We start from the raw sequence: 24,189 nt of genomic DNA on the forward strand, positions 1-24,189 counted from the left end.
ACCTGTATGTACGTGTCGGATTTATAAAAGGTTTCATCTTTTTTCTTTTTATTTTACGCAGGATTCAAAAGAATCTCAAATCCTCGGCCTTATCTTATTTTTTTCATTTTTTTCTGTTCTTCGAACCTTTGTTTTTTCTGAAAAGAGCGTATAATCAGAAAATATCTTTTACATAAGGAGTTGAAACAGATGAAAACATTAGAAAAAGTAAGTCAATTTGCAGGCAGCACTTTCGCTGTCTGGGTCCTTCTTTTTGCGGCCTTATCTTTTTATCTTCCAGGAGGATTCACATGGATTGCCCCATATATTGTTCCCTTATTAGGAATTATCATGTTCGGGATGGGATTGACTCTATCTAAACAAGACTTCCAGGAGGTTTTCAAAAGACCGAAAGATGTAGCCATCGGGGTGGGGGTACAGTTTACGCTTATGCCGCTTCTCGCTTTTCTCCTAGTGACCATCCTGCCCGTATCGACAGAAGTAGCGGTTGGTGTCATTCTTGTGGGATGTTGTCCAGGCGGAACTTCTTCCAATGTTATGACTTATCTCTCCAAAGGTGACACGGCCCTTTCCGTTTCTATTACAGCTGTATCAACTCTGTTGGCGCCTCTTTTCACCCCTTTACTCGTTTGGGTATTTGCAAGCCAATGGCTTCCAGTTTCAGCAGGAGACCTATTCGCATCCATCGTTAAGGTCGTTCTTATTCCGATTCTTCTAGGGCTTATTGTCCAAGCTATTTTCAAGAATAAAGTACAAGCAACGGTCAAGGCCCTCCCACTTGTATCGGTTATTAGTATCGTAGCCATCGTAGCTGCAGTCGTGAGTGTCAATCAATCTCAAATTGCCGAGACAGGGGCAGCTATATTCGCGATCGTCGTCCATAACCTCCTCGGTTACTTAGCTGGCTATTGTTTAGGGAAGTTGTTTAACATGGAGCCGGCAAAACAACGAGCCATTTCCATTGAGGTTGGCATGCAAAATTCTGGTCTCGGAGCTTCTCTCGCAGCTGTGCACTTCAACCCGCTCGCAGCTGTGCCAAGTGCCATTTTCAGTGTTTGGCACAATATTTCCGGTCCCATCATTGCAACCATCTTCAGAAAACAGAAGGATGCAGACACAAAAGATACAAACCAAAATCACATCAAATCTGCCTAAAGAACACCATTAGTGATCAATATTTCGTAAATGCTCTTGCTTTCAGCTCGGCGCTCCCCCACAGGAAAGTGTACAAATGCGGAATCGCCCTGGGAGAGACGACTGTCATAAGCCGAACGGCAAGGCAAACGAACCCCGTAACATCTCGAAATCAAGTCTTACACAATTCAACCATATTGTGTAAGAATGGTATCGTAAATATGAAAAGAGCGTGGACGTGGAGTCCGCGCTCTTTTTTAAATCATTATTTATTAAAAAGTTGCTTGGCATCTGTATATTCAAGACCTTGAGCCTCGGCGACCGCTTTGTAGGTCACATGTCCGTCAAGCGTGTTGAGACCTTTATAGAGTGCCTCGTTTTCTTGACAGGCCCTCACGTACCCCTTATTCGCTAACTGAAGAGCGTAAGGAACCGTTACATTCGTTAACCCGATCGTGGACGTTCTCGGGACGGCTCCCGGCATGTTTGCTACCGCATAGTGAAGCACCCCATGCTTTTCATAAGTGGGATCATCATGAGTGGTGATTCGGTCGGTCGTTTCGAAAATGCCTCCCTGGTCGATGGCTACATCCACAATGACAGACCCTTCTTTCATCGATTTGACCATATCTTCTGTAACAAGGCTTGGCGCTTTAGCTCCTGGTATAAGGACGGCTCCAATGACAAGGTCAGACTCTTCCAAGGCCTCTTGAATATTAAGCGGGTTTGACATCAACGTGTTGATATCAGAACCAAAAATATCATCAAGTTGACGCAGACGCTCAGGGTTGAGGTCAATAATGGTGACATCGGCTCCCAGACCCATGGCGATTTTAGCTGCATTCGTTCCTACAACTCCACCGCCGATCACTGTGACTCTCCCGCGACGTACACCAGGGATGCCCCCTAAAAGAATTCCTTTTCCGCCTTTTGATTTTTCAAGGTATTGAGCACCGATTTGGGAAGCCATTCTTCCTGCTACTTCACTCATAGGTGTTAAAAGCGGTAATGATCCGTTCGGTAGTTGTACGGTTTCATAGGCAATTGAAATCACTTTCTTATTTACGAGTGCTTTCGTCAATTCAGATTCCGGCGCTAAGTGTAAGTAAGTAAATAAGATTAAGCCTTCATAAAAATAGTCGTACTCTCCTGGAACCGGTTCTTTCACTTTCATGACCATTTCCTGACTCCATGCTTTCTGAGCTGACTCAACGATTGTAGCACCTGCTTCTCTGTACTGATCATCGGTGAATCCTGAACCTAATCCCGCATGTGTTTCTACAAACACTTCATGTCCTGCATTGGTTAAGCTGACCACTCCTGCAGGCGTCATCGCTATACGATTTTCATTATTTTTCACTTCTTTTGGTACTCCTATTTTCACCGCAATCCAACCTCCTTGTTCCACTTATGGCTTCTTCTCATAGTGCTTGGCATTTCAACCAAAGATTTAAGAAAGCCCTTTCATTGTACCAAATCTTTTACATGTGATGAAGATACTACAAAATTTGATCCTTACCTTATCCATTACCGGTGTCTGTGAATAACGTCCAATCCCCCGGTGACTTCATAAATCGTACCTGTAATCATATCCGAGTCTTCTTGACATAAAAAATCAATGGTTCGTGCTACATCTTCTCCCGTTCCTGGCCTTCCAATCGGGGTTTCTTCATCTTTGGTTTTTCTGCTCACCTCAATGCAAGATTCCTTCCACTCTCCTATTATGTTTCCCGGACATATCATATTTGATGTGATTCCATATTCTGCTTCTTCATAAGCAATGGTTTTAGTTAAGGAAACAAGCCCAACTTTGGCTGCAGCAAAAGCAGAACGATAGATCCACCCTGAAGCAGATTGAGCTCCTTGGAACCCATAATTAATGATTCTGCCGAAATTTTGCTTTCTCATATGAGGAACAGTGGCTTTCATAAGGTAAAAAACTGCATCAAGGTTTCCTCGGATCATCGAGTTCCATTCCTCTTCTGTGTAGTCCATCAGTTTTTTTCGTTCAAAGATATAAGGCCCGGCATTATTAATTAAATAATCCACCCTGCCAAAGCGCTTCAATGTTTTCTCTGTAAGGCGATGAATATCTTCTTTCACTGTCACATCAGCCTGTATGATTTGAATTCTGTCATGGTCATCTGGAAAATCATCGAGTAAAGAGAGGGCTTTAGCCTCGTCATTTCTATATGTAACGGTAATGGAATGATTTTGTTTCAGCATATGCTCGGCTACTTTTCTTCCAAGCCCCTTGGTGCCAGCTGTAATCAGTGCATGTCTCACCTTTCCAAACCTCCTTGAGTCTCTATTTTCATTTACACATGAGTCACCTTTCTGTACAATGATTGGGTCAGAAAGGACGTGAACGTTTTGAAAGCTTATGCACCACGGAAACATGTAATCGAACAGTATGGTTTAGAAGCTGTCCCTGTCGACAGACGGGATACACCCTGGTACCGCTTTGCTTTCATGCAGATTGCCATAGCTGCGAATGCAGGAAACTTCCTCGTTCCCGCATTAGCTGTCTTGGAAGGAGGACTTTCGTTCTGGACAGGAGTCATCTCCACGAGTATCGGAGCACTCCTCGGCTTCTTACTTGTATCCTTTTTATCCTTACCAGGTGCTAGACTTGGCATCCCGGCTCAATATGCACTTCGTACAATTCTTGGAGTAAATGGAACCCGTTATTTATCTGCACCGATCCGAACCCTCACTTCCCTTTATTGGTTCAGTGTACAAACCATCGGCGGCACTTATGTCATCCAACAACTGATCTTACGTTTAACAGGTATAGATCTCCCGTTTTGGGTCTATTCTATACCACTTTCTATTCTCATGGTTACACTTGCGATCGTTGGTTTTAATGCGGTAAAACAAGCCATGAGCTATTTTTTACCTTTATTGCTCCTGGGTGAAGCAACGATCTTGTATGTTTACTTTACTACAAATCAAACACCTGATTCACTGATGGTGCTTCAAAATGCAGGCTTGGAAGGGTCATTCTCCTCCATGTTCTTTTTTGCAAGCCTTGCTTTTGTTCAATATGTATCAGGCGTAAGCGCATCAGCGGATATGACAAGGTATGCAAAATCCCCTTCTCAAGGATTTTATGGATTACTCATTGGTAATGGAATCGGCTTCTTTATTACAGCGGTTATCGGTTGTGCATCCGCCTATCTGTTTCACGATATTAACCCTTATGTATCCTCCACGGACTTGACAAATTCCCCGCTTCTTATTGCGATTATTACAGGGACAGCCATCATTTCCATGATCAGCATTAATGTAAGTAATGCTTATACAGGGGGATTCAGCCTTTTGAATACCTTCCCAAAACTCTCTAGAGTTCAAGCTGCCATTACCTTCGGCTCAGTAGGTGTGTGCCTTAGTGGTTTCCCTGCCCTTGTAAATGAAGCAGAATCATTTATCTCTTTGCTTGGCGGGTTGATCATCCCGATATCAGCTGTTATCTGCAGTGATTACCTCATTGTAAAAAGAAACTATTTGAGTGAAGAAGATTTGACTCTATTGACGAAGCCACGCTATGTGAACAGCTTAGCTATGGAAGCGATTATGGCAGGGAGCCTGCTTTATTTCCTTCTTCCGAATGAATGGTCTCCAGGATTCTTAACATTCTTGGTCATCTTTACGGTTTACCCTATTTTTATAAAAAAATAATAATTTCATTGCCCCAACAGCTTAGGGCTGTTGGGGCTTTTATTAACGTGAATCTTCTTTTTTACTTCCAGATTGGTAACTTTCATTCATCGCCTGCATGAGTTGTTGTTCCTGTTCCATCTCTTTTTCTCTTTCGATTGGATTCTTCGGTTTCTTCATGTAAACACCTCCCTTGTTTAGTTTTCGAAAAATTGTTAAAGTTATGCGCGACTTGAGCGTCTATCCAATAAACAGGCATGATATAATAAAGATATAGAAAAGAGAGGAGGCATCCAGCATGACTTTTGAATACAAAGATATTGTAGTGGCGGTCGACGGTTCCGTTACGGCAGAAGTGGCATTTAATAAAGCCATTGACATTGCGAACCGGAATGAGGCGAAGCTGGTTTTAGCTCACGTGGTGGATACTAGAGCCTTTGCGACCGTAGAAGCTTATGACCGATCCCTTGCGATCCGTGCCGAACAATATGCAACCGAATTATTAAATGACTACCAGGAAAAAGCAGAAAAAGCCGGTGTGAAGAATGTAGTTGTTGATGTTGAATACGGTTCTCCAAAAGTTAAAATTGCTAAAGATGTCGCTCCGAAATATAATGCTGACCTTATCATCTGTGGTGCAACTGGTTTAAATGCAATGGAACGTTTCTTTATCGGTAGTGTGTCCGAACACATAACAAGATACGCTACCTGCGATGTGCTTGTTGTTCGACCGGATGACACGGAAGAAAGCCAAGACAAATAAAAGAGCCCTGTTTCGGGGCTCTTTTATTTGTCTTTATTCAGTTCTCCAACGATGTGTGGAAGTTCAGGAAGAATTAATCGATCCATCGCAAGTGTGACAGCACCAGAAGAACCTGGGGTTGAGAAAACAGCCGTTCGTCCGGATACACCAGCGATAGCCCGGGATAAGATAGCTGCAGATCCAATATCTTCTGTGTAGCTAAGCATTCTGAAGATCTCTCCGAAACCAGGCATCTCTTTATCCAGCACCTTTTCGATCACTTCAATCGTTACATCCCTTTTAGCCATCCCTGTACCGCCGTTTATTAAAACTGCGTCGATTTTTGGGTCGTCCACTCCTCGTTGCATATAGTCACGAATTTGACTTTGTTCATCTTTCACAATATGGTATTCACTCACTTTGTGCCCTTCATCTGTAAGCATATCGATCATTAGCTTACCGCTTTTGTCCGTTTCTTCTGTGCGTGTGTCGCTCACTGTGAGTACAAGGCAGGAAATTGAATCACTTGCCCTTGCTTTATGTTCTTCTACGGTCAATCAAGACGCTCCTTCCTTGTTCATAAGATGACGGTATTGATAAAACTTCATGGCGAACTCTGTCACTTGTTTTGTTAAATGATAGTTTGAATAAGCCCCTATCGCAATACTGATGAATGGTAAACCTTGAATGAGCTTTTTTCTGAACATGAGGATGAATAAGGATTTGAAACATTGTTTCATCGGTTGTTCCATCCAACCTTCATCTGTCAATTGGTCCTCACCTGCAAAAATATAGGGGTGCTCTTTCTTCTCCACTTCTTCAATTAAATCATTCCAAGCACTCGCTTTCAGTCTTTTCGGTAAGGTAGCGGCATGGAAAACTTTGAGGGAGATCATCATTTCGTAAGGGTGGTTCATCTCATGACCAAATGTCAAACCAATCAGTTGAATGGCTCTTAGGTTCATTAACATCATCAGAGGGTAATCCATCCCTAGGAAAAGCCAGCCACCTGCTCCTGTCAAGCCACCCTGGGCAAAGGAATAAAGTCTCCCCCGAGCCATCTGCTGCTCGGCTATGTAGGTCAACTGTTCTACGGTCAACTCTTTCTCCATATCTTCGATTTTTTCAATCTTATTGGAAAAAATTCTTCCCACCGTTAGTATTCGTTCTCTAGCCTCATATTGATAGGAGGTTCCTTGTAAAAAAGCATGCGTATGGAAGAACCAGGCATCTAATTTTGAGAAAAATGCTTTTTTCACTGGAGGATCCACATTCATCAAATTTTGTTGAACCCAATGATCATAAACCATTTCAAAATCATTCGGCTGATACTGCTGGTATTGCTCTAACCATGTCTTTAACTCCGTACGTATGCGTTGGTGTGACAAAGCGCTCCCTCCTCGTCTTTGTTTCTTACCATATATTGTAGACTGAAAGCTCAAAAAAAAGCAATCGTACCTAGGGTACGATTGCTTTTTCTATTATAATCCTTTTTCAACCGTGTCACGAGCAATCATGACTTCTTCGTTTGTTGGAATAATCATGACCTTCACAGGGGAGTGAGGGTAGTTTACAAAGGCTTCTTTTCCACGAACTTTGTTAAGAGCAGGGTCCCAATAAACGCCCATGAACTCAAGGCCTTTCAACACACGTTCACGCATAGTAACACTATTCTCACCGACACCGGCAGTGAAAATAATTCCGTCGATGCCGTGCATACGGGCTGCGTAAGAACCGATATATTTGTGGATACGTGCGGAAAAGACTTCAAGAGCGAGCTCCGCACGCTCGTCTCCTTCTTCTGCACGCTTTTCGATATCTCTCAAGTCACTGGAGAAACCAGAAAGAGCAAGCATACCACTTTCTTTGTTCAATACATTCATGACTTCATTCGCTGTTTTGCCTGTTTTCTCCATGATGAATGGAATCAATGCAGGGTCGATGTTACCAGAGCGAGTCCCCATAGTAACCCCGGCTAGTGGTGTGAAGCCCATAGATGTATCGATGGATTTGCCGCCTTCAATAGCTGCAATACTAGCACCGTTTCCTAGGTGGCAGGATAGGAGGCGAAGCTCTTCTACCGGGCGCCCCAGCATCTCTGCTGCACGTTCAGAAACATACTTGTGAGAAGTACCATGGAAACCATACTTACGGATCCCATATTCTTCATAGTACTCATATGGCAGGCTGTATAGGTAAGACTGTTCCGGCATGGACTGGTGGAATGCCGTATCAAACACAGCTACATGAGGTACGTTCGGAAGTACTTCACGGAAAGCGTTGATTCCAGTCAAGTTTGCAGGGTTATGCAATGGAGCCAAATCAGATACTTCCTCAATTTCTTTGATCACTTCATCCGTGATGAGTACAGACTCGCTGAAACGCTCGCCTCCGTGGACAACACGGTGTCCCACACCATTGATCTCATCCAGTGAATCGATGATTCCGTTCGCTGTCAATTTATCAAGAAGCATTTTTACAGCTTCTCCATGATCAGGGATATCTGTTACGGTTTCATCTTTTTCATCATTTACTTCAATTGTAAATACAGCATCATTCAAGCCGATACGCTCGACTAGACCTTTGGTAATTACAGTTTCTTCAGGCATTTCAATCAGTTGGAATTTCAGTGATGAACTACCTGCATTTATAGCAAGAATTTTATTACTCAACGTTGCTCATCCCCTTAGAATTTAGGTTCGTAATTTTCTACCACTACCATTTAATCACCCGTTTTCAACGATTTCAAGGTTGTTGACCGATGATAACGTTTACTTGTTATATTCGTTATTTTCTCACAATTGCGTTCTTTTATATTCATCAAACCATTGGTTCATCTGGGTAAGAATATCCGCCATCCCATTCGGATTCTTGAAGGAAGGAAGCTTGGCTAATAACGCCTGCTTCGGCGCCTTCGTCTCTTGGCCTTTCTTTTGTAAAATCAAAATGCTCTTTCCATGCTTTTCATCTTTGAATAAGCTATCAGAAAATTGAAGCATCCCAACGATGTGAGCATGTTCACGCAAGAATGCATTCAGCGCCTTAGACTGCTCACTCTCAAAAAGGAAGTTCGGCACAATGAACATAAGGAAGCCGCCTTCTTTTGTATAATTCAATCCCTGCTCAATAAACAGATGATGGGCATAGGACAAGCCTTCGTCCGCTTTCAGCTTATATCTTACTGCTTGAACGTCATCCGGATAATAACCAACAGGAAGATCAGCCAGTACAAAATCGACAGGCTCCATTAAGAAAGGGGCAAGACTGTCCTGGTGGAAGAATTCAATTTCATTTTTTTGCAGATTGGCATTCGCTACGGCAAGCTGAATGAGCGTAGGGTCTACTTCACTGGCATACGCTTGCAGCGACATATCCAGCTGGTTCATAACGGAAGTAATTAAATTTCCGCTTCCCGAAGCTGGATCGAAAAGTTTCAAGCTTTCTTTTCCTTCAAACAATTTGGAAGCTAGATAACCCATGAACATGGCCACCGAATCTGGCGTGATCAAATGTTGCTGCTGAGTGGCTCCTTTCATGCCCTTTAGAATGGCCAGTTGAACAGCTTTTCGTATTTCTTCTTTTTCAAATTCTTCTCTTTTCACTTTAACCAGTTCATTCGTAAGAAAGGTCTGCAAAGAATCTCCCATATCATCAAAAGGCTGTCCATTGAATAGGACATCCATCGTTTCTGCGATCGCTTCTAAATAGGTGATATTCAAGTCTTCGGATATAACTGTTGAAGTATCATCAATCCATTGAAATAGTTTTTCCACTCGTTCCTGCTTCATAATCATTCTCCTTAAAATAAAATCATGCTCTCGCTTGGTATACTTAAATAGAACCATCTCAAAAGAAATTGGCGCAGCTGTTTGAATCAAACATGATGCGCCAACCTTCGTTTACGTTTTCATCTATATCCACCATATCGAATTCCACCCTTCAATTCAACAATGTTAAACTTTCCCGATTTGTTTGAAAATTGTGTGCGGTTTCAAGAATGAAATGATAAAATGACATCAAGCTATACATAAGAGGAGGATGCTAGATGAACGACCAACGAAGAAATTTATACTTTTTTTATCAACAAACGGAAGAATTAAATGATAAATTGGAGTCCTTATTCCAACTCGCTCGCGACAACGATTTTCATATCGTTGAAGATTCCACAGATGCTAACATCATCATCGCTGTAGGCGGAGATGGCACCTTCTTGCAAGCTGTTCGTAAGACCGGTTTCCGTCAAGACTGCCTGTATGTAGGGATCCGAACCGGGCATGAGGCAGGGCTTTACTGTGACTTCGACATCGATGATCATGATGAAATGATCGATGCGATGAAGAATTCTGAAGTTGAAGTACGCCGCTTCCCAGTCATTGAAACAACAATCAATAATGAATCCACCTTCATGTGCCTTAATGAATGCAGTGTCCGCTCGACGTTGATCAAGTCAATCGTCATTGATGTCCACATCGATGACTTGCATTTTGAAACCTTCCGTGGAGACGGATTAATTATTGCCACCCCTACTGGGAGCACCGCTTACAATAAATCCATCAACGGTGCGGTTGTGGATCCGAAACTTCCGTGTTTCCAGATCAGTGAGCTTGCTTCACTTAACAATAACCGCTACCGTACCCTCGGCTCTTCCTTTATTTTAAGCGGAGAACGGTCATTAAAACTCAAAGTCCGCCAAGATGGAAATGACCATCCGATTATTGGCATGGATAACGAAGCCTTTTCCGTTCGTAACATTCACGACGTCACGATCAACCTAAGTGAAAACGTCATAAAGACTGTTAAACTTAAAAACAATACGTACTGGGACCGCGTGAAACGTACGTTCCTATAATATCTTTTAACACCTGAAAAAGGAACTTCCAAAACATCGGAAGTTCCTTTTTAGTTAAAAATATCGATATTATCAGATAAGCTCCCGATTGTGGAAGACAAAGTTTCGGGATGTTTGATGAGTGAATAGCGGCGAATGGAAACCGCTCGCTTTCCATTGGACTGCTAAGAGCACCTATCAAAAGTCAAAGGAAGCCTTGCTTAGATGAAATAATGAATGACGATTCCTAGCCATGGATACGGGGTCAGGGAAACGATGATTTGGATTATTTTGGATCAGTTAGTAGAGAAAACACACACGTTCATGTCTCCTTTAGGTTTACATGCGGACGTTTCCCAGACCCTTTTTCCTCGCCTTATTGGTGCAGTTTCTATGGTTGAAATCACTAAAACGACATGGTTGATCAAAACTTAATTTCAGATTTCGGCCGTTTATTTTAAGAAAGATTTCGAGAACCTCATAATATAAAGGGGCTGAGGGGAATGGGGAGACCCCGCAGGACGGAGCCCGAGGAGGCTCATCGCGGCTCCCGCGGAAAGCGTGTCATTCCCTGCCGCCCCGATCCACTCACACAAACATCTCGAAATCAAGTCTTCCACAATCCTGCCTTATAGTTCAATAACTTGTTTTGATAAGCAATCAGGAGCGCTGATATACGATTTCCTCGTCTACAACGGTCATGGTAACCGTAGCGTCTGCGAGTTCATGAGATTTCAATGCAAAAAGATCCCTATCTAATACTGTAAAGTCAGCAAGGAACCCTTCCTGAATCATCCCTTGTTCATTCTCCTTGTGGATCGCTTGAGCACTCCCTTTCGTATAAAGAGAAATGGCTTCATAAACGGTAAGCTTCTCTTCCGCTTGATAAACGGCGTGATCATAAGACGCCCTTCTGTCTACGGCTGCTCTTATGCCAAGCAGAGGGTTGATTTCCTCTATAGGGGCATCCGATCCTCCCGCACACTTAATTCCTGCATCCAGCAGCGTTTTCCAGGAGTAGGAATTTTTCAACCTTAAGTTCCCCAGGCGTTCAATGACCCACGGAAAGTCAGATGCAACGAATGTTGGCTGAATATCCAAAACGATATTTAAGCGCTGCAATTGGTGAATTAACGCAGGACTTAGAATTTGCGCATGAATAATACGGTCACGTTCCCCATTCTTAAGAGGATTGGACGCAATGGCGTTGGCCACCGCTTCGACAGCTCCGTCACCAATGGCGTGTACAGCCACTGGCATGTCTCTTTTTCTTGCTTCTTTCACAAGTTGATCAAGCTCTTCATTCGTGTGAATGGCCACTCCATGATTTTCCGGATCATCTGCATACGCATCTTTTAACCATGCCGTCCTACCGCCTAACGCTCCATCAGAGAAAATTTTCAACGCCCCTAATTCTACAAAATTGGTCCCTTTTTTGAATCCCAGCCCTTCTTGATCTACCTGTTCAATCACACCATGGTGAATGAGAAGATGGGCCCGGAATTTTGTTTCCTTTCCATCAATGACATGCAGAAAAGCGTCGTACGTTTTTCTGAAACCACCATAATAATTCAAGTCTTCACTATGGCCGCCTACAAGACCAAAAGAATGCATATCCTTAACAGCTAAGTCCGTGGCTTTTCTTAGATACTCAGGTGTAACTTCAGGCATGGCACCTTTAATAAGTTCCTGTGCCTGATCATGGAAGTATCCAGTCGCATCCCCTTGATCGTCTCTTACGATTACCCCTCCCTGCGGATCTGGGGTGCTTTTCTTAATTCCAGCCATGTTCATCGCTTTTGTGTTAGCTAGTAAGGCATGTCGGCATACCCTTGTCAGCATCATCGGGTGTTCGGAAGAAATTTCATCAAGCTCATCTTTATGTATGATGCGTTTTTCTTCCCATTGATTTTCATTCCAACCATCACCAATGATCCATTCTCCAGGCTGCAGTTGTTCTGCATGTTGTTGTAACGCCTGTTTCACTTCTTCTGCCGACTTCATAAACGAAAGGTCAAGCCTCATTAGGCGTTCCCCATGGCCGATGATGTGTAAATGACTATCCGTAAATCCAGGATACATGACAGCCCCTTTTAAATCGTGTTCTTCTGTGATTTGATCTTTGTAGGTTTGATATAAAAGCTGTGTATCGCCAACTGCTTTCACCTTTCCCCCGGAAGTCACAATCGCTTCCACCCATTCTCCTTCTTTTTTCATCGTATATATTTTTCCACCATACCAGAGCTTCACTTTTAACACTCCCTCTTTCTTCCTTTTATCTATACCATAATCTATATGTGGACAGAATTGAAGTACAAGCCATTGAAAGAGCAAACAGAAGTATCTGGGCTACAGTAGCGAAATGTTCAAGTTTCGACCGATTGATCTACAGCTTAAGATTTAATTATTTCCTAGACAATAAAAAACCCCTGGCCTTTGAGGCCAGAGGATAAATGATTTACAGTAAATCATCAAATTCGTCGTCTTGTTGACCCGATTGTCGATCTGGGGAGACTTCAACGATATAGGATTCTTCCAATGCTTTTTCAATATCACGGGTGAAATCTGAATTAGATTCATAATAATTGGCATTTTTTCGTGTGGGTTTCGTCTTAGGTGCTTTCGGCACAAAAACTGTACAGCAATCTTCAAAAGGGCGGATGGAAATGTCATACGTTCCAATTTTCCTGGAAATATCAATAATCTCTATTTTGTCCATAGAAACAAGCGGTCTGATAATTGGGTAATTGGTAACCTCATTGATGGTATTCATGCTTTCCATCGTCTGACTGGCTACTTGTCCTAAGCTTTCACCTGTAGTGATGGAGAGAAGTTCATTTCTAGCGGCCACTTGTTCACTGATCCGCATCATCATTCGGCGCATGATTGTCATGCTGTAACCTTCTGGCATTTCACGATGAATTTTTTGCTGGATTGCCGTAAATGGAATGACGTGAATTTTCACTCTCGAACCGAACTTGGATAAAGCTTGAGCAAGATCGATGACTTTCTGTTTCGCCCGTTCGCTTGTGTATGGAGGCGAATGGAAATGAATCGCTTCGATTTCAACTCCGCGTTTCATTGTCAGATAACCTGCGACCGGACTATCAATTCCGCCTGAAAGCATCAACAAACTCTTCCCTGTCGTACCAACCGGCAAACCACCCGCTCCTGGGTAATCTTGTGCCGTAACATAACATCCCTCATGACGAACTTCTACTTTTATTTCTACATCAGGATTATGCACATCGACCTTTACATCTTCCGTTTGACGCAGGATATGTCCACCTAATAATGGGTTAAGCTCCTGTGAAGGGATAGGGAAAGTTTTGTCCGTACGCTTTGATGATATCTTGAACGTGCGAGCATTCCTTGCGTCATGAAATGCCAGCATCACAGCTTCTTTCATTTGCTCTTCTTCTTTTTCCACCATCACAGCGAAACTAAGGCTGTGGATACCGAATACTTCCTGGCATTCTTTCATTACTTCATGAGGTTTTTCCCCATTCAGCAGGACAAACATGCGCCCTTGAGTTTTCTTTATCGTTGTATTTGGATATTTTCTCAGCTTTATGGCAATATTGCTTTGCAGTTTTTGTTCAAATGCACGTCTATTTTTCCCTTTCAACGCCATTTCACCGTACCGAATCATAATCCGATCGAAATTCATTATGCTCACCCCATCGTCGCTTGTAAGTTTTCAACTGTTTGATCTAACTTTTTCAAAAACAGATCGATTTCATCTTTTTCATTCGTTGTAGAAAGACTAACGCGTAAAGCAGAAGTCGTCCGCTCATAATCCAAGTTACACGCCTTGAGTACAGCACTCACGTCCGGCTGTTTGGAAGAACAGGCAGATTTAGTGGAAATGAAAATCCCTTCTTCCCCTAGGGCGTGAATAATGACTTCGGGTTTATATCCTGGAATGGAAAAATTTATTATATGAGGGACCCCGTCCTCCGGTGAATTGATTTTACAATAGTCTCGAAGCATAAGCCCTTCCCATAGTATTGTTCTCATTCTACGTAAGTGGTTGACTTTTTGTTTGTGATCTTCATGAAGCAGCCGCAGGGCTTTTACAAACGCTACCGTTCCAGGTAAGTTTTCTGTTCCCGCTCTGACCTCTGCTTCTTGGCTTCCTCCATGCAACAGAGGAAAAACACGCACGTGCTTTTGCATGAGTAGAGCCCCGGTCCCTTTCAATCCATGAATCTTATGCCCGGAAAGGGTACAAAGGTCAATGCCCCATTCTTTAACGGAAAGCTCTATTTTTCCTAACCCTTGAACATGATCGACATGAAAGAATACTTTAGGGTAAGCCTTGAGCAGTTCCCCGATTTTTTGAACGGGCTGAATGGTACCAAGCTCATTGTTCACACTCATCACGCTGACAAGAATCGTATCGTCTCTTAACGCTTGCTGAATATCTTCGGGATTAACTTTCCCGTTCTGATCAACATTTATATAAGTGACTTCAAAACCCAATGTTTCCAGTGCCTTGAATGCTTCCATCACAGAAGGATGTTCAATCAGAGTCGTAACTAAATGTTTCCCTCTATTTTGATGTTGAAGCGCAATCCCTTTGATCGCCATGTTATTTCCTTCGGTCCCCCCGGATGTGAAAATCACTTCCTGAGGATCGACGCTCAAAAGCTGGGCCGCTTGTTTCCTCGACCGATCCAATAGACGTTCAGCCTCACTCCCGAAACGATGAACGGATGAGGGATTGGCAAAATATTGGTCTGCGACCTTTTGAAAACTCTCCAACACTTCATAGTGTGGATGAGTTGTGGCACTGTTATCTAGGTAAATCATGGGCTTTGACTCCTTTATTTTCGAATTGCAGCTCATTATTTTATCATAACACGAAGTCAAATGAAACACCTGCCCTATTAACAATAAAAGAGCATCTGCTTTATGCAGATGCTCTTCACCCTAACTATTGTCGGTATCATTTAATTCAAGAGATTCAAGGAGGGTATCGATACTTAGTTTTCCATCTTCACGAACATCGTTGACCCAGTCTTTCGTCAATGTTTTTTCTCCAATGATCGTTCGTACCTCATTGTCCACTTCTATGTTTCTTTCAAAAAAATCAGCGGATATTTGATCATTCAAGCTTTTGCCTTCAGTATGGATGGACCTAGTAAAACCATGCTCCTTGCTATCTAAAACCTTCGCATTCGAAGTCAGAAAAAAAACCGCAAGAACACTTGACCATATGAGAACTGTTCCCGAAATTAATCCGATGATGATTCGCTTCTTCAACTGAACCACTTCCTAAACCAGGACTTCTTCCTCTTTGTCAATTTTGGACAGCGCGGCCGGATCCACTTCTTTAATGGCCTCTGTAGCAAGCGTCAGTGCTTGATCATAGTGATAAGACCTGAATTTTTCCTCTGCTTCAAGGAGTTTAGCTGCTAAGATTGGATATTTGCTTCGATAGCGATTGCCGCATTGAATCACTCGTTCTGCAAGCTGAGCTGTTTCCATAATCTTTTCAGCATCCTGACTCAACTGCTCTGTCATTTCCATTGCCTCATCCAGTTTTTCATTGACTACAGCCATATCAAGCGGCTGTGCTTCAAGACTTTGAAATACCTCATCCACTTTATGGCTCGCTGCTTTCATATCTTCATAGATGGATGTGGGGATTCCTGGGATATTGCTTCTCTTCAATCGACGATGAGTATCTAAAAGAAGGCTTTCCATCTTCGTCATTTTCTGCTTAGCTTCTCGTTCATCTTTTCTCAGGTTTTGAACACGCTCATGGAAATACCCATGCTGTTCTTCGAGCTCTTGCAATTGTTTCTCCGTATCTTCCACTTCTTCACGGAGAAGGGCGTAGGAGGTTTCTCCATCTGCTCGTCTGAAATCGAGACTCGTTACGCGTTTGCGCATTTGATTAAACCACTTGATCAAGCTTCGGTGAGACTCCAAATGTCCTTCCTCCACTTGATACGTTTGTTGTATTTCCTCTAATTCCCGCTCCGTGTCTGCCAAAACATATTCCAACTCATCCAACTGAGCTTTAAGTGGTACAAATTGCTTCTCCACATAATGATGAGCCACTGCTTCTCTTTCTAGCAGCTGATACATTTCCTGGATTCTTGTTTGAATTTCTGTTAAAGCATCTTCAATCCCTGATTGGTCTCCCTGCTCCATTTGCACAAGCATTTCCTCCAGAGACCGCTCATAGTTATGTAACTCTGGAAGAAAATCGAAATGAGAGATGCGGTAACCTTCCGCCTTCATCTCTTCCACACCGCTTTTAAGCTCTTTCAGCTGTTCAGGTAATTCAATCTTCACTTGTTTCAAACGATCAGGGAAGTGATGGACATCCTCCTGCAATTGTGTAGTCTCTTGACGTATCGTTTGCACAAGGGTATTGGCTTCGATGTAATCCCCTTGATCGGTTAACTGTTCATATTCACTGAGCTTATCCTTCAATTCACCCACTCTTTGTTCAAAAACACGGACCGCTTTGCCATATTGATGGCGGTTTTGAATAAGGAGTTTAGTAAGTTCTTTCAATTCCGGCTGCATCGATTCAATTTCCAAACGGCTTTGCTTTTCAGAATCAAGGAGGTCTTCCAGTTCTTGAAGCATCATTTTAATGTCTTCCTCAATGGCTACTAACTTTTTCTCTGTGTTTGCCAAGACGACTTTAACGCGTTTAAAACGATAGCGATCCGCCGCTTCTTCTGCATCGAAAAGGTCTTCCTCCAGCTCAGGCAGCTCTTTTGTCAAAATTTGATCCCAACGAGCCCGCCACGCTTCGAACTTTTCCTGAGTCTCACCAGAAAGGTTTAAACTTTTCACTTTGGATAATTCTTCGGTGACGCGCCGGTTCATGATATCCATTTTCCAACCTTCCAGGCGATCCACTTCATCATAGACCTTTTTCCGCCAGATCAGCCCTATGATGAACAATGCGATGAGTAGTAAAATAGCCCCGATGACGTACTTCATAAATAGCCTCCTTACAATAAACGTGCCATACGGATGTATTACGTTCCGAATTGTGATTTAGTTGTTTATAATGATACCATGTAAAACATCCTTTTGGCTAAAATATTTCAAATTTATTATCATATTGACAAAAAATTCAAGCACAAAGGAGAGACGACTATGATTGATGGTCACATCCATACACCTTATTGCCCCCATGGCTCTTCAGACACCCTTAAAAGTTACATTGAACAAGCCATAAAACGTGGGTATCAATCCATGACTTTCACAGAGCACGCGCCGCTTCCTTCCACATTTGAAGATCCCGTTCCAGACAAGGATAGCGGGATGTCTTTTCGACAAGTGGAAGAATATTTAAAGGAAATCGACCGGCTAAAAACAGAGTACCAACGGGAAATTTACATTCAGAAAGGATTTGAAGTAGATTATATCGAAGGGTATGAAAAAGAGGTGGAAAGCTTTCTAAATACCTATGGACCCTCTCTTGATGACAGCATCCTATCTGTTCACTTCTTAAAAGGTCATAGTCAGTGGTACTGTATCGACTACAGCCCGGACATGTATAGAGAAGCCATCCATGATTTCGGTGGAATCGATCAACTTTACCAAGCCTACTACAACACGCTCAACCAATCGGTTCTCAGTGAGTTAGGTGAATACAAACCGAACCGTGTCGGACATATGACGCTTGTGAAGAAGTTCCAATACCTCTATCCCGCACCGGAAAATTGGGAAAAGCAGGCTCATTCGTTCCTCGAACTCGTTCAGGATCATGGATATACCCTTGATTATAACGGGGCAGGAGTAGTGAAAGAACATTGCAAAGAGACTTATCCGCCATTACAAACGGCCAGACAAGCCTCTTCTATGGGCATACCTTTAATCTATGGTTCTGATGCTCATACGGCAGCAGGGCTCGGACAAGGATACGATTCTATCGACTCTCAGCTTCTCAAGCTTTAGCAAGCTCCTGGACGGAACGGTGATCGTTCATTAGCCCGCTATACATTTCTACAAAATGATTAAGAGAAGCGTCTGTAATAAATGGATCTTTAAACTCATGTGGCATCATGAACGGAGCGTTTAATAATCCCTTTAGTTGTAGTAAACATAGCTTTTCTTTGAACGTGACATCAATATGGGAGTTTTTATGGAAAAGAATTTGAGTAAGTAAATGATTCTCTTTCGCCAAATAAGTGACAAGCATTTCTCTTGCAAACGTTGTGTTCAACGTCAGCTCCCTATTTAACAAACAAGATAGTTGATAATTCGACTGTTTATAATGTAGAATTTTTTTCACTAAATCATTTAGACGATATTCGCCTTCTGAGGGTTGCTCGTTTTCCAGCATTTCAAGATAGGGCTCAAAATAGCTGACGGCGAGCGATTCAAAAAGGCCTTGCTTGCTCTTAAAGTAGTAATGGATCAACGAGACATTTACATTAGCTGCCTTCGCGATATCTCGGACGGATGTTCCATTGAAACCTTGGCTGTAAAAAAGGCGGCAGGCAACATCTAATACTTTGTCACGCGTTACATTTGGTCGGCTCATTATTTTTCCCCCTCAGGAAAAGATTCTCTCTATTTGTTGGATTTCCTGCTTGCAATCGTCCATCAAATACCGACAGAAAATTCTGTTTTTTGTCGAATACTATAAACTCAGGAGGTATATTGATGTTTCAAACCACTTCTTATACAGGTTCAAAAAAAGAAAAATACGATCTGGTCATTAAACAATTAAAAGCTCTCATCGAGGACGAACCCGATCAAATCGCAAACTTGTCTAATGCATCCTCCCTTCTCAACCAGTTCTTGGATGATGTCAATTGGGTCGGCTTTTATTTGTGGAAAGAAAGCCAGCTAGTTCTTGGCCCTTTTCAAGGCCTTCCTGCATGTGTTCGAATTCCATCAGGTAAAGGGGTTTGCGGAACAGCAGTAGCCGATAACAAAGTTCAGCGCATTGAAGATGTTCATGCGTTTCCAGGCCATATCGCCTGTGATGCCGCAAGTCAATCTGAAATTGTTGTCCCTATTGTAAAAGGTGATGAAATTTTTGGTGTCCTTGATATCGACAGTCCTTCCAAAGGAAGATTCGATGAAGTGGATGAGGAGAAACTAGTCGAATTCGTACAAACTTTACAAAATTATATTTAAAAAGAAGCCGCTGAAGTGTTTTTCACTCCAGTGGCTTCTTTTTTAGCTTCTCTCTTTAATAGGATGAGCCGTTACAATTCGGTTTCTTCCAGAACTTTTAGCTTTATATAAAGCTTGGTCCGCCTGTTGGACAATCTGCTTCCGGTTCGGCCTGAGCCATTCTGCCTTCCACGGAGCAATCCCACAGGAAACCGTTACACTAGGGGAAGTCGAAATCGCAATCTTTTCACGAATCATTTCCGTTAAATCATGGGCTTTTTCAGATGGAAGCATTGGAAGGTATACCGCGAGTTCTTCCCCTCCCCACCGTGCGGAAAGACCTTGACCCCCAATGACTGACTTGATGATATCAGCCACCTGGCAAATGACCTCGTCGCCTACCTGGTGGCCATAGGTGTCATTGATGTTTTTAAAATTATCAATATCAAATAGAATCAGACAACCCTTCTCATCATCCTTGACATGTTGTTCCACACAATGGTCCAAGTGAACCCTGGAATGAAGTTTTGTTAGATAATCAGTGATGACTGCCTTCTCCAACTCTTCTCTCAGGATTGAATTCGCAAATGCCAGCGTAGAATGGGCGACAAGCGATTGCAGAAGTTTGAAGGACTCAAACGTAAAATAATACGGCTCTTTATGGAGGACAATGGCAAGACCGCTGATATGTTCGTGATCTTTCATTGGCACGGCCATCAAAGAACGATATTGGGGTACATGTTCAATCGGTTTCGTCTCCAGATCACTTATGAAAAGTGGGGCATCTTGATGACATACGGATTCTTTCACATAATGCACCAGCGTACTTGATTCGGATGAAGCAAAGTATTCTGTACTCCCCTCAAGAACGTGATGACTTGAAAGTTCTTCATACGTAACAAAACCAACTTCATCCGCATGAAAAGACTGTTGAATTTTATACGCCATATAACTAATCTTTTCAGTTAATCGCATGTTGGAGTTGAGTTTTTGTGAGGTGGAGTTAATTAATTGCAGATCACTGTTTAACTTTCTTGATTGCTGGTAAAGCTGGGCATTTTCAAGAGCTTTCCCAGCTGTGTTTGCTATGAAGATGAAAAATTCGACATCTTTTTTAGGAAAATATAAATACCCAGGGGTCACAACCTTCAATACTCCATAGATGCCTTGTTTACCTTTAAGCGGAGCATATAAAATCGAGCACTTTTCTACTAGGTGATCTTCAATTTGTACTTCTCCTGTTATATAGGCCTGTGTACTTGCACTTGACTCAAGGTCCATATCGTAGGTGAGCTCGCGGACAGGGAGATCATTATCTTTCGTATAATCATTCGACAACAATAAAAAGTATTGAAAATCTGGATAGGTTTTTCTTAGGGTGTCTATAATTTCTTTTAACACTCCATCTGTATCAATAGAGGAATGGAAGTGAGAAGTCACTTTGTATAACAACTCGTATTTTTTCTCTTCCTCCATGGACGTGTAAAAGCCTTCGACCTTTTTTATACATTTCGTAACCTCTGAACTAATCGCCCGCAGCAACTCCTCCTCCATCTGTACAGCAGACGTCCCCTTCAGAACTAGATATCCAAAGATCGTTTGCCCAGAATGTAGCGAGGTGACTCTTAAAGAAGAACCAACTGCTTTTGCATCGATGATGTGTTGCACGTCTGATTGACTTTTCGTTTGGGTATATAAATCATCCAGAGAAAAGTGACTTCTTAATGATTCTTTCACAACCCCATCCTTTGAATGTATTTGAAAACGACCTTTCCACACATCCAGCAAATAAATGGCACAAAAAGAAGCTTCGGAAAACTTTTTTATTTCATCAGTCAGGTTGACAACAAACTGTTCATAGGTAAAGGGTGATTCTGAAATAAAGTATTGGAACAGACGGCTTTGTAGTTTTTCAATTCTCTTTTTTATGAGGGATTGGACAATCATTCGACTCACCTATCTTCCCTAACAAACGTTTTGAGTATATTGTACCATTACTTTAATCACAAAAACGACCATGAATATGTAAAAAGATCTTTATAAACTGTTCACTATTATATCATTCTATTTCTCTTTGGTTAGAATCATCTATCTTTGAACTTTACCCTTAAGTCGTACCTTCTTTTGTGAGAAAAACGCTTCTTCAAAACAGAGAGGACCAATAGGGAGTAATAGTAAGTAACCTTACAAAGATATAAGATTAATGAAAATTATAGAACTGAAGATGATTCAGGGATCCCTTCCCCTCACTATCACCTAGAGTTCTTATTTCAAATATCGTGAAATATAATGATTACAGTGTTTTCATTATCATCTAACCAATTCCCTATCATCATTTTTTATTTCGATCCCCTTGACTTCCATCCCTAATAAGATTACAATATTCGTTGTGTAAAATAAATGGCAGCCTATGTGAACCACCATTGTCATCATTTTGTTCCTCTATTTGAGGTGCATCGTGTAACTCTCTGCTGCTGGGGCGAAGGTGCATGAAAACATAATGAGCAATGATCGAAGGGACACACTGTTTTTATTTTATGCAAAATAAAATAAAAAGGAGGAAATTCCTATGGCACGTTATACAGGTCCAACCTGGAAAAAATCACGTCGTTATGGTATTTCTTTAAGCGGAACTGGTAAGGAGCTTGAAAAGCGCCCTTACGCTCCTGGACAACATGGTCCAAACCAACGTAAAAAACTATCCGAATTCGGTCTTCAACTACAAGAGAAGCAGAAGCTTCGTTTCATGTACGGTTTGACTGAGCGTCAATTCCGTCGCTTGTTTGAAGAAGCGGGTAACATGAAGGGGATCCACGGTGAAAACTTCATGATCCTACTTGAATCCCGTTTGGATAACCTTGTTTACCGTCTAGGTCTAGCTCGTACGCGCAACCAAGCTCGTCAGCTAGTTACTCACGGTCACGTTACTGTAGATGGCGGTCGCGTTGATATCCCATCTTACCGCGTAGCTCCTGGTCAAGCGATCAGCCTTCGTGAAAAATCTCAAAAGCTTAACGTCGTAGAAGAAGCAATCGAAGTTAATAACTTCGTACCAGAATATCTTACTTTCGACGAAGACAAGCGTGAAGGAACGTACACTCGTTTCCCTGAGCGTTCTGAGCTTCCTTCTGAAATCAACGAAGCTCTTATCGTTGAATTCTACTCTCGTTAATCTCTGCTTTAGCAGAATTACGACAAAAACGCCTTTGGAATGTTACTCACATTTCAAAGGCGTTTTTATTATTGTCAGGACAGAAAATAAAATACCGGAAAAGCTGGTATTCTCACCATAAACATAGAGGCAGACCGAAGTGGTCTGCCTCTTACTTTTATTATTGGAACTTAACCAAGAAGTACTTTTTCTTTCCGCGACGGATAATGGTAAAGCGATCCTCGATGCGATCTTCCTCACCAATCGTATGTTTAAGATCTTGGTTACGTTCTCCGTTAATATAAACAGCACCATTTCCGATATCCTCACGTGCCTGACGCTTGGAAGAGGAAATGCCAGCATTTACAAGAAGGTCCAACAGCTGTGGCTCTTTTTCTTCAGACTTGTAAGTCGGAACATCTTTGAAGCCTTGCTCAATTTCTGCACCTGATAATGTCTTGATATCTCCGCTGAATAAAGCAGCAGATATGCGCTCCGCCTGTTTCAATGCTTCCTCGTCATGGACGAGCTTTGTCATTTCTTCAGCTAGACGGCGTTGAGCCACACGTTTTTCTGGTTGAGTTTCTACTTCTTTTTCTAGTTCTGAAATTTCTTCCAAGCTTAAGAACGTGAAATACTTCAAGAAGCGAATCACATCACGATCATCCGCGTTGATCCAGAACTGATAGAATTCGTAAGGGGACGTTTTCTCAGGATCTAGCCAGATCGCTCCACCAGCTGTCTTCCCGAACTTCGATCCATCCGCTTTCGTAATCAATGGAACAGTCAAACCATAGGCTTCCACTTCTTCTTCTCCTGCAGCAGATCGTCTCAGCAATTCAAGCCCCGCGGTAATGTTCCCCCACTGATCGCTTCCACCGATTTGAAGCGTGCAATTCTCTTTTTGATACAACTGTTGGAAGTCAAGAGACTGCAAGATCATGTAAGAGAATTCTGTATAGCTGATTCCCTGCTCAATACGAGACTCTACAGAATCTTTTGCCAACATATAATTGATTCCAAAATGTTTTCCTGTATCTCGAAGGAAATCAATGATTGTCATTTGTGATAACCACTCATGGTTATTACGTGCTACCGCTGCATTTTCACCTTCATCAAAATTCAGGATTCTCGCCAATTGTTCTTTAATACTTTCACTGTACCCGTGAACAACCTCTGCACTGTTCAGTTGTCTTTCACTTGATCGGCCGCTCGGGTCCCCGATCATGCCTGTACCGCCGCCAACAAGTGCTATAGGACGATGTCCTGCTTGTTGGAACCTTTTCAACATAAGTACTGGAAGCAGATGCCCAATATGAAGACTGTCCGCTGTCGGATCAAACCCACAGTAAAGCGTTACCTGTTCCGTTTCGAGGTGCTTTTTCAATCCTTCTTCGTCTGTCATCTGGTTGATCAAACCACGTTGTTGCAAATCCTTCAAAATATCCATTGGATCACTCCTCAATCTGTTATAAGTAGACTTGTGCTAAGGTCTCAGAGATGAATTTTCTGAAAACAAAAAAAGACCTCACCCCTTGTGAAAAGGGACGAGGTCTCGCGGTACCACCC

The 24,189-nt window shown here is 42.3% G+C and carries 22 protein-coding genes and 1 other annotated feature (1 of these 23 cut by a window edge); of the genes, 8 read left to right on the forward strand and 14 right to left on the reverse strand.

The genetic code is table 11. From position 1 onward, the window contains the following. Positions 1 to 189: 189 nt before the first annotated feature. Positions 190 to 1,155: a bile acid:sodium symporter family protein gene (locus ACJA3J_RS15850; protein WP_406944579.1), complete on the forward strand. Its 966-nt coding sequence runs from the start codon at positions 190 to 192 to the stop codon at positions 1,153 to 1,155. Positions 1,156 to 1,399: 244 nt separating this feature from the next. Here ACJA3J_RS15850 and ald read toward each other — a convergent pair whose 3' ends face one another. Continuing rightward, positions 1,400 to 2,518, reverse strand: a complete 1,119-nt coding sequence (ald, locus tag ACJA3J_RS15855) for an alanine dehydrogenase (protein WP_089650526.1) — start codon at positions 2,516 to 2,518, stop codon at positions 1,400 to 1,402. A 143-nt stretch (positions 2,519 to 2,661) separates the two neighbouring features. Next, positions 2,662 to 3,420 carry an SDR family oxidoreductase gene (locus ACJA3J_RS15860; RefSeq protein ID WP_089650525.1) on the reverse strand — a complete coding sequence of 253 codons (759 nt, stop codon included), beginning with the start codon at positions 3,418 to 3,420 and terminating at the stop codon, positions 2,662 to 2,664. A gap of 87 nt (positions 3,421 to 3,507) precedes the next feature. On the opposite strand from ACJA3J_RS15860, the gene ACJA3J_RS15865 reads away from it, so the two are divergent. Then, positions 3,508 to 4,815, forward strand: a complete 1,308-nt coding sequence (locus tag ACJA3J_RS15865; RefSeq protein ID WP_406944580.1) for a purine-cytosine permease family protein — start codon at positions 3,508 to 3,510, stop codon at positions 4,813 to 4,815. Positions 4,816 to 5,092: 277 nt separating this feature from the next. Next, positions 5,093 to 5,557: a universal stress protein gene (locus ACJA3J_RS15870; protein WP_089650523.1), complete on the forward strand. Its 465-nt coding sequence runs from the start codon at positions 5,093 to 5,095 to the stop codon at positions 5,555 to 5,557. A gap of 23 nt (positions 5,558 to 5,580) precedes the next feature. On the opposite strand, the gene ACJA3J_RS15875 is transcribed toward ACJA3J_RS15870, so the two are convergent. The 4 genes from ACJA3J_RS15875 to ACJA3J_RS15890 form a co-directional block, all read right to left on the reverse strand. Then, positions 5,581 to 6,093 carry a molybdenum cofactor biosynthesis protein B gene (locus ACJA3J_RS15875; RefSeq protein ID WP_115893932.1) on the reverse strand — a complete coding sequence of 171 codons (513 nt, stop codon included), beginning with the start codon at positions 6,091 to 6,093 and terminating at the stop codon, positions 5,581 to 5,583. Further along, positions 6,094 to 6,924 (reverse strand): EcsC family protein, encoded by an 831-nt coding sequence (locus ACJA3J_RS15880; protein WP_406944581.1) that lies wholly within the window; start codon positions 6,922 to 6,924, stop codon positions 6,094 to 6,096. Positions 6,925 to 7,017: 93 nt separating this feature from the next. Then, the gene (locus ACJA3J_RS15885; RefSeq protein ID WP_089650520.1) at positions 7,018 to 8,208 is read right to left on the reverse strand and encodes an acetate kinase; all 1,191 of its coding nucleotides are present in this window, start codon (positions 8,206 to 8,208) and stop codon (positions 7,018 to 7,020) included. Positions 8,209 to 8,331: 123 nt separating this feature from the next. Further along, entirely contained in the window at positions 8,332 to 9,324 is a 993-nt protein-coding gene (locus tag ACJA3J_RS15890; RefSeq protein WP_406944582.1) for a class I SAM-dependent methyltransferase, read from the reverse strand. A gap of 257 nt (positions 9,325 to 9,581) precedes the next feature. Between ACJA3J_RS15890 and ACJA3J_RS15895 the strand changes: the two genes are divergently transcribed. Both ACJA3J_RS15895 and ACJA3J_RS15900 read left to right on the forward strand, forming a co-directional pair. After that, a complete protein-coding gene (locus tag ACJA3J_RS15895) occupies positions 9,582 to 10,385 on the forward strand; it encodes an NAD kinase (protein WP_115824185.1) in 804 nt (267 codons plus the stop codon). A gap of 216 nt (positions 10,386 to 10,601) precedes the next feature. Next, positions 10,602 to 10,799, forward strand: coding sequence for a hypothetical protein (locus ACJA3J_RS15900; RefSeq protein ID WP_406944583.1), 198 nt, complete (start codon positions 10,602 to 10,604; stop codon positions 10,797 to 10,799). A 225-nt stretch (positions 10,800 to 11,024) separates the two neighbouring features. Here the strand turns inward: ACJA3J_RS15900 and ACJA3J_RS15905 are convergent, their stop codons facing one another. From ACJA3J_RS15905 to ezrA, 5 genes are all read right to left on the reverse strand, one after another. Then, positions 11,025 to 12,614 (reverse strand): amidohydrolase, encoded by a 1,590-nt coding sequence (locus ACJA3J_RS15905; protein WP_406946306.1) that lies wholly within the window; start codon positions 12,612 to 12,614, stop codon positions 11,025 to 11,027. Positions 12,615 to 12,822: 208 nt separating this feature from the next. Then, positions 12,823 to 14,034, reverse strand: a complete 1,212-nt coding sequence (gene thiI / locus ACJA3J_RS15910) for a tRNA uracil 4-sulfurtransferase ThiI (RefSeq protein ID WP_089650516.1) — start codon at positions 14,032 to 14,034, stop codon at positions 12,823 to 12,825. A 5-nt stretch (positions 14,035 to 14,039) separates the two neighbouring features. After that, complete coding sequence (locus ACJA3J_RS15915) at positions 14,040 to 15,179, reverse strand: cysteine desulfurase family protein (protein WP_406944584.1); 1,140 nt, start codon at positions 15,177 to 15,179, stop codon at positions 14,040 to 14,042. Positions 15,180 to 15,299: 120 nt separating this feature from the next. Next, a complete protein-coding gene (locus tag ACJA3J_RS15920; RefSeq protein WP_089650514.1) occupies positions 15,300 to 15,632 on the reverse strand; it encodes a hypothetical protein in 333 nt (110 codons plus the stop codon). Between the two features lie 12 nt (positions 15,633 to 15,644). Next, positions 15,645 to 17,336 carry a septation ring formation regulator EzrA gene (gene ezrA / locus ACJA3J_RS15925; RefSeq protein WP_089650513.1) on the reverse strand — a complete coding sequence of 564 codons (1,692 nt, stop codon included), beginning with the start codon at positions 17,334 to 17,336 and terminating at the stop codon, positions 15,645 to 15,647. A 159-nt stretch (positions 17,337 to 17,495) separates the two neighbouring features. Between ezrA and hisJ the strand changes: the two genes are divergently transcribed. Further along, positions 17,496 to 18,299: a histidinol-phosphatase HisJ gene (gene hisJ / locus ACJA3J_RS15930; protein WP_089650512.1), complete on the forward strand. Its 804-nt coding sequence runs from the start codon at positions 17,496 to 17,498 to the stop codon at positions 18,297 to 18,299. On the opposite strand, the gene refZ is transcribed toward hisJ, so the two are convergent. Further along, positions 18,289 to 18,888: a forespore capture DNA-binding protein RefZ gene (refZ, locus tag ACJA3J_RS15935; RefSeq protein WP_089650511.1), complete on the reverse strand. Its 600-nt coding sequence runs from the start codon at positions 18,886 to 18,888 to the stop codon at positions 18,289 to 18,291. The two genes, hisJ and refZ, sit on opposite strands and share 11 nt — an antisense overlap. 122 nt (positions 18,889 to 19,010) lie before the next feature. Between refZ and ACJA3J_RS15940 the strand changes: the two genes are divergently transcribed. Beyond that, positions 19,011 to 19,490, forward strand: a complete 480-nt coding sequence (locus ACJA3J_RS15940; RefSeq protein ID WP_089650510.1) for a GAF domain-containing protein — start codon at positions 19,011 to 19,013, stop codon at positions 19,488 to 19,490. Between the two features lie 42 nt (positions 19,491 to 19,532). On the opposite strand, the gene ACJA3J_RS15945 is transcribed toward ACJA3J_RS15940, so the two are convergent. Then, positions 19,533 to 21,416, reverse strand: a complete 1,884-nt coding sequence (locus ACJA3J_RS15945; RefSeq protein WP_406944585.1) for a diguanylate cyclase domain-containing protein — start codon at positions 21,414 to 21,416, stop codon at positions 19,533 to 19,535. A 622-nt stretch (positions 21,417 to 22,038) separates the two neighbouring features. On the opposite strand from ACJA3J_RS15945, the gene rpsD reads away from it, so the two are divergent. Next, a complete protein-coding gene (rpsD, locus tag ACJA3J_RS15950) occupies positions 22,039 to 22,641 on the forward strand; it encodes a 30S ribosomal protein S4 (RefSeq protein ID WP_089650508.1) in 603 nt (200 codons plus the stop codon). Positions 22,642 to 22,801: 160 nt separating this feature from the next. Here the strand turns inward: rpsD and tyrS are convergent, their stop codons facing one another. Next, positions 22,802 to 24,070, reverse strand: coding sequence for a tyrosine--tRNA ligase (gene tyrS / locus ACJA3J_RS15955; protein WP_089650507.1), 1,269 nt, complete (start codon positions 24,068 to 24,070; stop codon positions 22,802 to 22,804). 90 nt (positions 24,071 to 24,160) lie between these two features. Continuing rightward, positions 24,161 to 24,189: a binding site (T-box leader), on the reverse strand; it runs 179 nt beyond the window's last position.

Source organism: Halobacillus sp. SY10 (genome assembly GCF_045401165.1).
GTDB lineage: Bacteria > Bacillota > Bacilli > Bacillales > Halobacillaceae > Halobacillus > Halobacillus aidingensis.